General features: G+C 68.0%; 10 protein-coding genes. 6 read left to right on the top strand and 4 right to left on the bottom strand.

Translation table 11 applies throughout. The annotated features are described in order from the left end of the window. Positions 1 to 62 precede the first annotated feature (62 nt). Entirely contained in the window at positions 63 to 1,340 is a 1,278-nt protein-coding gene (serS, locus tag RAN53_RS05195; RefSeq protein ID WP_305795742.1) for a serine--tRNA ligase, read from the bottom strand. Positions 1,341 to 1,520: 180 nt separating this feature from the next. Between serS and RAN53_RS05190 the strand changes: the two genes are divergently transcribed. From RAN53_RS05190 to RAN53_RS05165, 6 genes are all read left to right on the top strand, one after another. Then, positions 1,521 to 4,706 carry an FAD-binding and (Fe-S)-binding domain-containing protein gene (locus RAN53_RS05190; RefSeq protein WP_305795741.1) on the top strand — a complete coding sequence of 1,062 codons (3,186 nt, stop codon included), beginning with the start codon at positions 1,521 to 1,523 and terminating at the stop codon, positions 4,704 to 4,706. 72 nt (positions 4,707 to 4,778) lie between these two features. Next, on the top strand, positions 4,779 to 4,979 hold the full coding sequence (locus RAN53_RS05185; RefSeq protein WP_305795740.1) for a DUF2905 domain-containing protein: 201 nt from the start codon (positions 4,779 to 4,781) through the stop codon (positions 4,977 to 4,979). A gap of 79 nt (positions 4,980 to 5,058) precedes the next feature. Beyond that, positions 5,059 to 6,858: a cation:proton antiporter gene (locus RAN53_RS05180; protein ID WP_305795739.1), complete on the top strand. Its 1,800-nt coding sequence runs from the start codon at positions 5,059 to 5,061 to the stop codon at positions 6,856 to 6,858. Between the two features lie 198 nt (positions 6,859 to 7,056). After that, on the top strand, positions 7,057 to 7,998 hold the full coding sequence (locus RAN53_RS05175) for a carbon-nitrogen hydrolase family protein (RefSeq protein ID WP_305795738.1): 942 nt from the start codon (positions 7,057 to 7,059) through the stop codon (positions 7,996 to 7,998). Between the two features lie 50 nt (positions 7,999 to 8,048). Next, positions 8,049 to 8,249: a DUF2905 domain-containing protein gene (locus RAN53_RS05170; RefSeq protein ID WP_305795737.1), complete on the top strand. Its 201-nt coding sequence runs from the start codon at positions 8,049 to 8,051 to the stop codon at positions 8,247 to 8,249. A gap of 183 nt (positions 8,250 to 8,432) precedes the next feature. Continuing rightward, positions 8,433 to 10,502: a TonB-dependent receptor family protein gene (locus RAN53_RS05165; RefSeq protein ID WP_305795736.1), complete on the top strand. Its 2,070-nt coding sequence runs from the start codon at positions 8,433 to 8,435 to the stop codon at positions 10,500 to 10,502. 71 nt (positions 10,503 to 10,573) lie between these two features. Here the strand turns inward: RAN53_RS05165 and trpC are convergent, their stop codons facing one another. From trpC to RAN53_RS05150, 3 genes are read right to left on the bottom strand one after another with little or no spacing between them, the layout of a single operon-like run. Further along, positions 10,574 to 11,377, bottom strand: a complete 804-nt coding sequence (gene trpC / locus RAN53_RS05160) for an indole-3-glycerol phosphate synthase TrpC (protein WP_305795735.1) — start codon at positions 11,375 to 11,377, stop codon at positions 10,574 to 10,576. A gap of 43 nt (positions 11,378 to 11,420) precedes the next feature. Continuing rightward, complete coding sequence (trpD, locus tag RAN53_RS05155) at positions 11,421 to 12,440, bottom strand: anthranilate phosphoribosyltransferase (RefSeq protein ID WP_305795734.1); 1,020 nt, start codon at positions 12,438 to 12,440, stop codon at positions 11,421 to 11,423. 10 nt (positions 12,441 to 12,450) lie between these two features. Further along, a complete protein-coding gene (locus RAN53_RS05150) occupies positions 12,451 to 13,062 on the bottom strand; it encodes an anthranilate synthase component II (RefSeq protein WP_305795733.1) in 612 nt (203 codons plus the stop codon). Position 13,063 lies beyond the last annotated feature (1 nt).

Here is a 13,063-nt window from a genome sequence, read left to right as displayed (position 1 = left end):
CTCACTAACGCCGAACCCCCGCCGGCGGCGGGGGTTCGGTGCAGCGTAGCACTGGGGCGAGATCAGAGATTGACCGCGTCCTGGCCACCCATATAGGCGCGCAGCGCCTCGGGCACGGTCACCGAGCCGTCGGCGTTCTGGTAGTTCTCCAGCACCGCCACCAGGCAGCGGCCTACCGCCAGGCCGGAGCCGTTGAGGGTATGCAGCAGCTGGGGCTTCTTCTGCTCGGGATGGCGGAAGCGGGCCTGCATGCGTCGCGCCTGGAACTCCTCACAGTTGGAGACCGAGGAGATCTCGCGATAGGTATCCTGGCTGGGGATCCACACCTCGAGGTCGTAGGTCTTGGCGGCGCCGAAACCCATGTCGCCGGCACACAGGGTCACCACACGGTAGGGCAGCTCGAGGGCCTGGAGGATCGCCTCGGCGTGGCCGCGCATCTCCTCCAGCGCCGCGTAGCTGTGTTCCGGCTCGACCAGCTGCACCATCTCCACCTTGTCGAACTGGTGCTGACGGATCATGCCGCGGGTATCGCGGCCATGGGAGCCCGCCTCGCTGCGAAAGCACGGCGTGTGGGCGGTGAGCTTCATGGGCAGCGCGCGGTGGTCGAGGATCTCGTCCCGGGCGAAGTTGGTCAGCGGCACCTCGGAAGTGGGAATCAGGTGGTAGCCGCGCTCGTCGTCCAGCCGGAACAGATCCTCGCCGAACTTGGGCAGCTGGCCGGTGCCCCGCAGCGAGGCCTCGTTGACCATGTAGGGCACGTAGCACTCCTCGTAGCCGTGCTCCTGGGTCTGCTTATCGAGCATGAACTGGGTCAGCGCCCGGTGCAGCCGCGCGATGGGCCCGCGCATCACCGCGAAGCGCGCCCCGGTCAGCTTGGCGGCCAGGTCGAAGTCGAGATCCCCCTTCAGCTCGCCCAGGTCGACGTGGTCGCGAACCGTGAAGTCGAACGCGCGAGGCGTGCCCCAGCGGTGCAGCTCGACGTTGTCGTTCTCGTCCTTGCCTTCCGGCACGCTGTCGTGGGGCAGGTTGGGAATGCCGCTGACCGCGTCATCCCACTCGGCCTGAACCTCGACCAGGCGCGCCTTGGCGCCATCCAGGCGATCCCCCAGGTCACTCACCTCGTCGAGTAACGGCTGGATATCCTCGCCCGCCGCCTTGGCCTTGCCGATCGCCTTGGAGCGGGTGTTGCGCTCGGCCTGCAGCGCCTCGGTCTCGGCCTGCAGCTCCCGGCGCCGGGACTCCAGCGCCGAGAGGCGTTCGATGTCCAGGGGGTAGCCTCGCCTGGCGAGTCGTTGGGCGACCGTCTCGAGGTCGCTGCGCAGCAGTTTGGGATCGAGCATGGAATCGGTCCGTTGCAGTCGGTGATTGGAGGTCTCGGCCGCAGGGAAGCGGCGGCAGGAAACAGGGCGACCATTGTAGGCAAAAGGCGAAAGTGGCGCCACGCGAACCGCCCGCCGGGATGCGCCCCCGGGCCCCGCGCGGTAAAGTAGGCGCACTCACGCTTCCCCTTGAAGATGCCCATGATCGCTCGATTGGACACCACCGACGCCGGCACCGCCCCCGGGCTTGCCGCACCCTATCTGCGCTTCCTCGAGGCACTCGCGGCGGCCGGTTTCGAGGGCGAGATCGCCCCGGACTACGCCGACCGCACGGTGCTGGCCACCGACAACTCCATCTACCAGCGCCTGCCCCAGGCGGTGCTCTTTCCCCGCCACGGCGAAGACCTGCAGCGCATCGCCCACCTGGCCGGCCAGGTCGAGCATCGCCGCGTGGTGCTCACCCCCCGGGGAGGCGGCACCGGCACCAACGGTCAGTCGCTCACCGACGGCCTGGTGGTGGACGTCTCCCGGCACATGAACCAGATTCTCGAGATCGACGTCGAGAACCGCCGGGTGCGGGTCCAGGCCGGCGTGGTCAAGGACCAGCTCAACGCGGCGCTCAAGCCTCACGGGCTGTTCTTCGCCCCCGACCTCTCGACCTCCAACCGCGCCACCATCGGCGGCATGATCGCAACCGACGCCAGCGGCCAGGGCAGCTGCGAGTACGGCAAGACCCGCAACCACGTGCTCGAGCTCGAGATGCTGCTGCTGGGCGGCGAGCGCCTCACCGGCCGCCCGGTGGAGGACGCCGAGCTCGAGACGCTGTGCGCCCGCCAGGACGCCACCGGCCGTGCCTTCCGCACGGCCCGGGAGATCATCGACACCCAGGGCGGGCTGATCGCCGAGAAGTTCCCGCCTCTCAACCGCTGCCTGACCGGCTACGACCTGGCGCACCTGCGCGATGACCAGGGCCGGCTGGACATGACCAGCCTGCTGTGCGGCGCCGAGGGCTCGCTGGGCCTGCTCGACGAGGCGGTACTCAACGTGCTGCCGATCCCCGGGCACTCCACCCTGGTCAACGTGCGCTACGCCGGCTTCATGGACGCCCTGCGCGACGCCAAGGCGCTCATGGCGAGCGACGCCACGCCCACCTCCATCGAGACGGTGGACGACCGGGTGCTGATGCTCGCCATGGAGGACTTCGTCTGGGACAGCGTCGCCGAGTTCTTCCCCGGCGGCGAGACCCCGGTGCGCGGCATCAACCTGGTGGAGTTCAACGACGATGACCCCGAGCGCCTTGGCGAGCGCGTCGCGGCCTTCTGTCGCCACCTGGAGAGCGACCGCGGCGTCGAGCGCCTGGGTTTCACCCTGGCCGAGGGGCGCGATGCCATCAAGCGGGTCTACGCCATGCGCAAGCGCGCCGTGGGCCTGCTCGGGAACGCCAAGGGCGAGAAACGCCCCATCCCCTTCGTGGAGGACACCGCGGTGCCCCCGGAGCACCTCGCCGACTTCATCGCCGAGTTCCGCGCCGCCCTCGACGCCCGGGGCCTTGCGTACGGCATGTTCGGCCACGTGGATGCCGGGGTGCTGCACGTGCGCCCGGCCATCGACATGAAGGACCCCGCACAGGAACGGCTGATTCGCGAGGTCTCCGACGAGGTGGCCGAACTGACCCGGAAATACGGCGGCCTGCTGTGGGGGGAGCACGGCAAGGGGGTACGCTCGGAGTATGCGCCCAGGTTCTTCGGCGAGCTCTACCCCAGCCTGCAGCGGATCAAGGCGGCCTTTGATCCCCATAACCAGTTGAACCCCGGCAAGATCGCGACGCCTTTCGCTAACCCGCCCGAGGCCGCGGGTATTGCCTCTTCTATCCCGCCCGACCCCGCGGGAGCAACCTCGCAAGCCAGCGCCGCCGATCAGGCGGAGACCGTCAAGTGGGTCGACCCGGGGCTGCTGACCATCGATGGCGTGCCCACTCGCGGCCAGCTGGATCGCACCATCGACGAGCGGGTGTGGCAGGCCCACGCCGCCACCGTCTACTGCAACGGCAACGGCGCCTGCTACAACTATGACCCCGATGACGCCATGTGCCCGTCATGGAAGGCCACCCGCGACCGCATCCACTCCCCCAAGGGGCGCGCCAGCCTGATCCGCGAGTGGCTGCGCCTGCAGGGCGAGGCCGGCGTCGACCTGATCGAGGAGGCACGAAAGAAGAAGGCCGAGGGCGCCTGGGGCTTCGTCAAGGACTTCCCCAGGCGGCTCAGGAACACCCTGGCCAGGCGGCGCGGCGAGGAGGACTTCTCCCACGAGGTCTACGACGCCATGGCCGGCTGCCTGGCCTGCAAGTCCTGCGCCGGCCAGTGCCCGATCAAGGTCAACGTGCCCGACTCGCGCGCGCAGTTCCTCGAGGTCTATCACGGCCGCTACCTGCGCCCGGTGCGCGACTACCTGATCGGCGGCCTGGAGTTCATAATCCCGGCCCTGTCGCGTCTCGCCCCGCTCTATAATGCGGCCCTGGGCAATCGCCTGGTGGAGCGCCTGCTGGCCGGCCCCGTCGGCATGGTGGACAGCCCGACGCTCTCCCGCGCCAGCCTGAGAAAGCAGCTGGCGGCCTGGGGCGTCGCCGAAGCGACGCCCACCTCGCTGGGCCTGCTCACCGATGCCCAGAAGGCGCGCAGTGTGGTGATCGTCCAGGACGCCTTCACCAGCTACTTCGAGGCCCGGCTGGTGATGGATATCGTCGAACTGCTCAGCCGGCTGGATATCAAGGTATTCGTGGCGCCCTTCTCCCCCAACGGCAAGCCGCTCAACGTGCAGGGCTTCCTGGGTGCCTTCGAGCGTACCGCCGCGAAGCAGGCCAGGCGGCTGCGCGCCTTGGCCGAGTTCGGCGTGCCCCTGGTGGGCATCGACCCGGCCATGACCCTGGCCTATCGCCAGGAGTACGTGAAGGCCCTGGGTGCCGACGCCGTGCCCGAGGTGCTGCTGCTCCAGGAGTGGCTGGTGACCCGGGCCAACACCCTGGCACCTCGCGGCCTGAACCTGGAGGACCCGGGGTTCCGGCTGCTCTCCCACTGCACCGAGGCCACCAACGCCCCGGGCAGCCCGAAGGCCTGGCAGCAGCTGTTCGCCGCCTTTGGCCTGGAGCTCGAACTGGTCGCGACCGGCTGTTGCGGCATGTCCGGCACCTACGGCCACGAGGCGCGCAACCTCGAGACATCGAAGACCATCTATGCCCAGTCGTGGCAGCCGGTGGTGGAGGACGCGTCCAACCGGGGCCGTCTGCTCGCCACCGGCTACTCCTGTCGCAGCCAGGTGAAGCGCCTGTCGGAGACGACCCTGCCGCACCCGCTGCAGGCGCTGCTGACGGTGCTCAGGCAGGGCCGATAGCGCCACCCCTCGCCCGCCGGCTCGGCCGGCGGGCCTCCCACCTTGCGTGTGTCGCGACAGGAGGCCAGAGGCATGAACCGCACCCTGATCCTCGTCGGACTGCTGATCGTCGCCATCGGGCTGCTGTGGCCCTGGCTGTCGAGATTGCCCCTCGGCCACCTGCCGGGCGATATCGTGATCCGCCGCGATAACGTCTCGTTCTACTTCCCGATCACCACCATGATCCTGGTGAGCCTTCTGGTCTCGGCGCTCCTCTGGCTCTTCCAGCGCTGAACCCGGCACGACGGCCGCGATTGTGCGCCTAATCGGTAGTGGCTAATCTGCAGACTGGTCCCCAGCCTGGAGCCTCACCATGGACAGCCCCGCCGTACTCCTCACCGGCATCGGCCTGCTCTCCCTCGCCTGCCAGTGGCTCGCCTGGCGCCTGAGGGTGCCCGCCATCTTGCCGCTGCTGGTCACCGGCATCCTGGTGGGGCCGGCAAGCGGCCTGCTCGACCCGGATGCCCTGCTCGGCGACCTGCTCTTCCCGCTGGTCTCGCTGGCCGTGGCGGTGATCCTATTCGAGGGCAGCCTGACCCTGAACCTCGGCGAGTTGCGCGGCCACGGCCATACGGTGCGCCGCCTGGTGACCTGGGGAGCGCTGATCACCGCCGTGGTCAGCGCCCTGGCCGCCCACTGGCTGCTCGACCTGCCCTGGGGCATGGCCAGCGTGCTCGGCGCCCTGCTGGTGGTCACCGGCCCCACGGTGGTGCTGCCACTGCTCAAGACCCTTCGCGCCAGGGAATCGCTCTCCCGGATCCTGCGCTGGGAGGGCATCCTCATCGACCCGGTGGGCGCCATCGGCGCCGTACTGGTCTACGAATTCGTGGTCATCGGCTCGGCAGGCGACCCCTTCACCCACACCCTGGCGCTGTTCGGCTTCACCCTGGCGATCGGCTTCGGCCTGGGCGGTGCCGGCGGCTACCTGTGGGGCTGCGTGCTGCGCCACCACTGGCTGCCGCGCCAGCTGCACAGCTTCGGCACCCTGATGGTTATGCTGGTGCTCTTCACCCTCTCCAACCAGCTGTTCCATGAATCGGGGCTGCTCACCGTTACCGTGATGGGCGCCTGGCTGGCCAACATGAAACGGGTACCCACCGAGCCGATCATCGAGTTCAAGGAGACGCTGACGGTCCTGCTGATCTCCGGGCTCTTCATCCTGCTGGCCGCCCGACTGCGGCTGGACCAGCTCGCCCTGCTCGGCTGGCCCGCCTGGGTGTACCTCGGCGTGCTGATGCTGGTCGCCCGCCCCCTGGCGGTGTGGTTCTGCACCCTGGGCAGCGGCCTCGATCTCAAGGAGAAGGCGCTGCTGGCCTGGATCTCCCCGCGCGGTATCGTCGCCGCCGCGGTGGCCTCGCTGTTCGCGCTGAAGCTGGAGGAGCAGGGCGTGGAGGGCGCCGAGATGCTGGTGCCGGTCACTTTCCTGGTGATCATCGCCACCGTGGTGATCCAGAGCCTGCTGTCACGCCCCATCGCCCGGGCGCTGGGGGTGATGACGCCGCCGCCCAGTGGCTTCTTGATCCTCGGCGCCAACCCCGTGGCCCGCGCCATCGCCCTGGCCCTGCAGCAGGCCGGCTTCGCGGTGCGCCTGGCCGATACCGACCGTGAGGCGCTGGAGGCGGCGCGCATGGCGGGGCTGCCGGTCTATTATGGCAAGCCCCACTCGGAGCACGCCGAGAGCCACCTGGAGCTCACCGGCCTTGGCCATTTCCTGCCGCTCTCGCCTTATCGCGAGACCAACGACCTGGCCGCCCTGCACTTCGCCGAACAGTTCGAGCCGGGCCGGGTGTTTCGCCTCGAGGCCAGGCGCGACGACCAGGCCGAGCGCCAGCGCCCCCAGGACCTCGCCGAGCTGCCGCGCCTGTTCGGGGAGAAGGTCAGCTGGGCCGACCTGGCCAGCCGGGTGGCCCGCGGCGCCGAGGTGCGCGTGGCGCGACTGCATGAAGGCCACGACTTCGCCGCCTATCGCCGCGACCACGACGACCGCCTGCTGGCGCTCTTCTGCCTCGACGCCAACGAGCATGTGCGGGTAGCCAGCGATCGCGCCGAGCTCGATCCGCAGCCGGGCGAGACGGTCATCTGCCTGATCGATCCGACGTCGCCGGCGTTCTGATCGACGGAAGGTGATTGTCAACATCTCTACCTATACTGAGAGAATGCGTCGTGCATCGCCCCATCGGGGGTTATGCATGATATCAGCGCCTTCCTGACTCGCCCTGCGCCCGAGCCGGTGATGATCTAGGGCCTCCACTGGCTCAGCATTTCCAATGGGTGATGCGCACCTGCTGCACCATCCACGAGGTTACCGGTCATGGTTATCAGGGTTGCCGTCATTCAGAAACCACCGGTCATGCTCCATCGAGATGCCACCATCGCTGTCATACTCGATGCTATTGACGAGGCCGCATCGGCAGGTGCGACCCTGCTGGTATTTCCGGAGGCCTATATATCCGGCTATCCGACCTGGATCTGGCGCCTCAAGCCCGGCGGCGACATGGCGCTATCCAGCGAACTCCATGCCCAGCTGCGCGCGAACGCGGTAGACCTCGATGCCGATCACCTGGCTCCCCTTCAGGATGCCGCCGCTCGCCTTGGCCTAACGCTGGTGTTAGGCATCAACGAGATCGACCGCCGTTACAGTGGCACTACCCTGTTCAACAGCGTCGTGGTGATCGGCCCGGAGGGTTCGCTGCTCAACCATCACCGCAAGCTGATGCCTACCAACCCCGAACGCATGGTGTGGGGCATGGGTGATGGCAGCGGGCTCAGGGTGGTCGACACGCCCGCCGGGCGGATCGGCAGCCTGATCTGCTGGGAGTGCTACATGCCGCTGGCACGCCATGCCCTCTACAGCCAGGCCATGGAGATTTTTATTAATCCGACCTGGGACTCGAGTGATGTCAGCCTGGCGACCCTTCGCCATATCGCCAAGGAAGGCGGCTGCTGGGTCATCGGCACTGCCACCGCCATCCAGGGCAAGGATCTCCCCGACGACTTTCCCGAGCGCGACAGGCTCTATACACCGGAAGAGTGGATCAATGTGGGCAATGCCGTAGTCATCGCTCCTTCTGGCGAGGTGACAGCCGGTCCCTTGAACCGCGAGAAGGGAATCCTATATGCCGAGGTCGAGATCGAGTCGGCCCTTCGGGCAAGACGCTCCCTCGACGTAGCGGGACACTATGGCCGCCCGGATATCTTTTCGCTAACGGTGAATCGCACGCCACAGACTCCGGCAGTGTTTACCGACTCCTGAGCCGATGATCAGCACTTCACGAATTTCGAGGATAGACTGCAGTAGAGACCATGAACCGGACCCTGATCATCATCGGCCTGATCATCATCGCCGTGGGCCTGCTCTGGCCCTGGCTCTCCCGGCTGCCCCTGGGTCAGTTACCCGGCGATATCGCCGTGCGTCGGGAGAACATGTCCTTCTGCTTCCCCATCACCAGCATGATCCTGGTGAGCCTGGTGCTGTCGGGACTGATCTGGCTGCTCAACCGATAGCAAGAATCTATCGTCTTGCCTGTCTCCCAACTCTTAGGCTGGTAGGTGGCATCCCGTTTACAACAAGATCAGAAACAGGAGCTTGCCATGTCCCCTGCACGCCTGAAACGCCTCACCCTCGCGGTTTCCGTCGCCGGCCTGGGCCATTCCGCCAATTGAACCGACCGACAAGGAACCCCGCGAATGCGACACCGCACCTGGATCTCGTGCCTGCTGGGCTGCCTGCCCCCCACGCTGGCCCTGGCTCAGCCCGCCGATGACCGCTCGCAGGAGGAGGCCTCGACGCTGCCCACCATCACCATCAGCGCACCGCGGCTGAAGCGCAGTCTGTACGACACTCCCTCTGCGGTCTCGACGGTGACCCGCGACGAGATCCAGCAGGGACAGCAGGGCGTTCGGCTGGACGAGGCCCTGGACGGGGTGCCCGGAGTCTTCCTGCAGAACCGCGACAACTTCGCCCAGGGGCAGCGCATTTCCAGCCGGGGCTTCGGCGCGCGCGGGACCTTCGGCATCCGCGGCCTGCATATCCGCGTCGATGGCATCCCCTACACCCTGCCCGATGGCCAGGCCCAGATCGATGCGGTGGACCTCGACAGCGCCGAGCGCATCGAGGTGATCCGCGGCCCCTCCTCGGTGCTCTACGGCAACGCCGCGGGTGGGGTGATCGACATCACCACCGGCGACGGCAGCGAGGTGCGTCGCTCGCCCAGCGTTCGCCTGCAGGGTGGCAGCGACGACTTCCGCAAGCTCGCCGTGCGCAGTGGCGGGGAATCCGGCAACTGGGTGCACAGCGTCAGCGTGTCGGCGCTGGACTTCGACGGCTACCGGGAGCAGAGCCGGGTGGAGAAGCGGCTGCTCAATGCCCGGCTCGGCTACCGCCTGGATGATGACCGGACCCTCTCGGCCCTGGTCAATGTCCTCGACATGCCGACCGCCGAGGATCCCAGCGCCCTGACCCTGGACGAGGTCGCCGAGGATCCCCGCCAGGCCCGTGACATCGCCATCGAGCTCGACTCGGGACAGGAGGTGGCACAGCAGCTGGTCGGGTTGCACTACGAGGACCGCGACGCCCTGGGGGGCGAGGTCAATGTGCGTGGCTTCGTCAGCCGCCGCGACTTCGAGCAGCAGCTGCCCTTCCCGGGCAGCAGCCTGATCGACTATGAGCGGGACTACTACGGCGGTGGCGCCGACTATACCGGCGCGACCACCCTCGGTGACCTGCCGCTGCGGTACGTAACCGGGGTCGACCTGGCCCGGCAGGAGGACGACCGCGGCCGTCGCTCGGTGGATGCCCAGGGCAGGGTCACCGCTATCACCGCCGACGAACAACAGAACGCCACCTCAGCCGGTGTCTTCCTGCAGACCGAACTGGGTCTGACCGACGCCCTCGACCTGAGTGCCGGGCTGCGTCACGACCAGGTGCGCATGACCATCGATGACCGCTTCTTCGACGACGGTCGCGACGACAGCGGCGAGCGCACCTTCCGCGAATGGACCGGCAGCCTGGGCCTGAGCTATCGCTACCATCCCGACCATCAGGTCTATGCCACGGTCGGCAATGCCTTCGAGACGCCTACCTTCACGGAATTCGCGCGTGACGACGGTCGCGGCGGCTTCAATCCCGAGGTCCAGCCCCAGAAGGCACTGAACCGCGAGGTCGGCCTGCGCGGCATCTTCGGCAACGGCCTGCGCTACGAGCTGGTCGCCTTCTCGGTCGATGTCGATGATGAGCTGATCGCCTACGAGGCCACCGACGGCAGGACCTACTACGAGAATGCCGGAAAGACCTCGCGCGACGGGATCGAACTGGGCGTGGACTGGAGCTTCTCCCTGGCCTGGCGGCTGACAAGTGCCCTGACGCTGGCCGACTACCGCTTCGACCGATTCGACGACGGCAGCAACGACTTCACCGGCAACCGCCTGCCGGGGCAGCCGAGGCAGGTATGGCACAACGCCCTGACCTGGTACGGCAACGGTGACCGTTTCGCCAGCCTCGAGGCCCAGTACACCGGCGACTACTACGCCGACAATGCCAACGAGGTGAAGATCGACGACCACTGGTTGTTCAACCTCAAGGCCGGCGACGGCTGGCGACTCGGCGACGGGGATACTCGCCTGAGCGCCAACCTGGGGGTCCGCAACCTGCTCGACGAGGCGTACTACGAGAACGTGCGCATCAATGCCTTCGGGGGGCGCTACTACGAACCCGCGACGGGTCGCACCTTCTACGCCGGCCTGGCGCGGAGTTTCTAGTCGGTCAGGCCTCGTTACGCCAGCGGGCAGCCCTAGGGCTGCCCGCTGGCGTGTTACGTGGTCTGAAGCGCCTAGAAGAACAGCCGGCGCAGCGCCTCGCCGGGGTCGTCCTCGCGCATGAAGGCCTCGCCGACCAGGAAGGCGTTGACGTCATGTTCGCGCATGCGCAGCACGTCGCCGGGGGTGTGGATGCCGGACTCGGTGACCACGGTGACGCCGGCGGGTATCCGCGGCAGCAGCTCCAGGGTGGTGTCGAGGCGGGTATCGAAGGTGTGCAGGTCGCGGTTGTTGATGCCCACCAGGTCGAGGTCGAGCCTGAGGGCTCGCTCGAGCTCCAGGGCATCATGGACCTCCACCAGCACGTCCATGCCCAGTTCCTGCGCCTGGCGGTGCAGGTCGGCCAGCTGGGCGTCGTCCAGGGCGGCGACGATCAGCAGGATGCAGTCGGCGCCGATGGCGCGGGCCTCGCTCACCTGGTAGCCGTGGGTGATGAAGTCCTTGCGGATCACCGGCATGCTGCAGGCGTCGCGGGCCTCGATCAGGTAGTCCTCGTGGCCCTGGAAGAAGTCGGCATCGGTGAGCACCGAGAGGCAGGCGGCGCCGCCCTCGGCGTAGCTGGCGGCGATCTCGCCGGGCCTGAAGTCCTCGCGGATCACCCCCCGGGAAGGCGAGGCCTTCTTGACCTCGGCGATCACCGCCGGGTCGCCCTGGGCAATACGGCGCGCCAGCGCCGCATTGAACCCCCGCGGCGCCCCCTGCTCGGCGGCCAGGCGCAGCAGCTCGACCTCGGGCACGGCGCGGCTGCGCTCGGCGACCTCCTCCTCCTTGCGGGCGAGGATACGGGTCAGGATGGTCGGGGTAGCGGAACCGCTCATGGGGTAACTCCTCTTGGGGGTGCGCTGAGAGAGCGGCGGGCGCTCACTGCAGGAAGACGCGGGTGAAGTTGGCCAGTTCCTTGAGCTTCTCGAGGGGCAGCTTCGAGGCCTGGGCGTCCTGGGCCAGGGCCACGCCCTCTTCGAGGCTGTCGGCCACGTCGGCGGCGTAGAGGGCCGCGCCGGCGTTCAGCGCGACGATATCCGCCGCCGGCCCCTGGCCGACCAGGGCCTGCTCCACCAGGCGCAGGCTGTCCTCGGCGGAGGCGACCCGCAGCGGCTCCAGGGACTGGCGCTTGATGCCGAACGCCTCCGGGGTGATCACGTACTCGTGGATCTCGCCCTCCTTCAGCTCGGCCACCAGGGTGGGCTGGGCCAGGGAGATCTCGTCCAGGCCATCCTCGGCGTGCACCACCAGCACGTGGTGGCTGCCCAGGCGACGCAGCACGTCGGCCATCAGCGGCACCAGCTCCGGGGCGTAGACGCCCAGCACCTGGTTGGGGGCGCCGGCGGGGTTGGTCAGCGGCCCCAGGATATTGAACAGGGTGCGCACGCCCATCTCGCGGCGCGGCGCCACGGCGTAGCGCATCGCCGGGTGGTGGTTGGGGGCGAACATGAAGCCCACGCCCACCTGCTCGATGCAACGCGCCACCTGCTCGGCGTCGAGGTCGAGGTGGATGCCGGCGACGGCGAAGAGGTCGGCGCTGCCCGACGAGGAGGAAACCCCGCGGTTGCCGTGCTTGGCCACATGCCCCCCGGCCGCCGCCACCACGAAGCTGGAGGCGGTGGAGACGTTGAACAGGTTGGCGCCGTCGCCGCCGGTGCCGACGATGTCGACCACGTTCTCGGCGGCGAGGTGCACCGGCTTCATCAGTTCGCGCATCACCTGGGCGGCGGCGCTGATCTCCTCGGCGGTCTCGCCCTTCATCGCCATGCCCATCAGCAGGGCGGCGATCTGCGGGTCGCTGGCCTCCCCGGTCATGATCTGGCGCATCACCTCATGGGTCTCGGCGAAGCTGAGGTTCTCGCGGCGCATCAGGGCAGCGAGGGCATCTCGCATCTGCATCATGGTTCTCCTATTCGGCACGGCCCAGCGGCGCTTGCGCACGACGCTTGAGGAAGTTGGCCAGCAGCTCGTGGCCCTGGCGGGTCAGGATCGACTCGGGGTGGAACTGCACGCCCTCCACGTCCAGCGCGCGGTGGCGCAGGCCCATGATCAACCCCGGCGTGATGTCATTATCATCGGTCCAGGCGGTGACCTCCAGGCACTCGGGCAGCGTCGCCCGATCCACCACCAGGGAGTGATAGCGGGTCACCTCCAGCGGATCCTCCAGGCCCTCGAACACCCCCAGGCCGGCGTGGCGGATGGCCGAGGTCTTGCCGTGCATCACCTGAGGCGCACGCACCACCGCGCCGCCATAGACCTGGCCGATGGCCTGATGCCCGAGGCAGATGCCGAGGATCGGCAAGCGGCCGGCAAAGTGGCGGATGGCCTCCATGGAGATGCCGGCCTGGTCGGGGGTACAGGGTCCCGGCGAGATCACCAGATGGGTCGGGGCCATGGCCTCGATCTGGTCGAGGGTGATGGCGTCGTTGCGGTGGGTCTCCACCGCGGCGCCCAACTCGCCCAGATACTGCACCACGTTGAAGGTGAAGCTGTCGTAGTTGTCGATCATGCAGACTGTCATG

Source organism: Halomonas sp. SSL-5 (genome assembly GCF_030708455.1).
Lineage (GTDB): Bacteria > Pseudomonadota > Gammaproteobacteria > Pseudomonadales > Halomonadaceae > Halomonas.
The sequence above is the reverse complement of the archived record's forward strand: the minus strand, read 5'-3'. Positions and strand labels throughout refer to the sequence as shown.